Raw genomic sequence first — 633 nt, forward strand, 5'->3', positions numbered from 1 at the left:
CCCTGCGGATAACGGATCTGCAGGGGAGTGGACTGCAACTGGCGGTTATTGAGCAGAGCTTCGCTAATCCGGGCCCTGTCAATGGAGAGCATCATGCGGGCAGCAATGCCTGTGCTGTTGGGTTTCATTTCACCTCCGTGCGGTTCATATGTTAAGTCTAAAGAGCGTGTTTACTGAACGGAAACGAGTTATTTCGATCGTTATGATCGAGTGTGTTTCAAGAGTGCTTTTAACTCTGTTTTAAGCGTGAATGAAAAGGATTCGGACAGGACGTGATTTAGCATGCCGCTGGTCTGGCATTATGCTGCAGAGCAGACGGAGTCAGGAGATTGAAAGTATTTCGTTATATAATCTTTTCCTTTTCGGGATGAAATCAATGAGGTTCATATGAAAATTAAACAGCATAAAGAAAAACTGGAGATTATAAGGGATATTATTCGAGAGACGCTGTTGGGTAATGCTGCTCTTATTGTTCTGGCAGCTATGGTTCCGGTTGTACTGGTGAAACCATGGGATTCGATGACATTTATTTTTATGGGGGCCGTGTGTGTTTCTTTTGCAGTCATTCTGTTTTGGCTGGTTTATATAGTTTGTTTGTATATAGGAACGCTTGTAAAGAATATTTTTACAAGG

Annotated in this window: 1 protein-coding gene and 1 pseudogene; one reads left to right on the forward strand and one right to left on the reverse strand. The window is 42.8% G+C overall.

The window, feature by feature from the left end:
• A pseudogene (locus tag E0D98_RS28285) lies at window positions 1-128 on the reverse strand (conjugal transfer protein TraE); the annotation flags it as partial.
• A gap of 259 nt (window positions 129-387) precedes the next feature.
• Here E0D98_RS28285 and E0D98_RS25400 point away from each other — a divergent pair.
• Window positions 388-633, forward strand: a 246-nt coding sequence (locus tag E0D98_RS25400; protein ID WP_131891465.1) for a hypothetical protein, incomplete at its 3' end; no start/stop codon positions are given.

The organism is Escherichia sp. KCJ4928, assembly GCF_004352695.1.
Taxonomy (GTDB): domain Bacteria; phylum Pseudomonadota; class Gammaproteobacteria; order Enterobacterales; family Enterobacteriaceae; genus ECMA0423.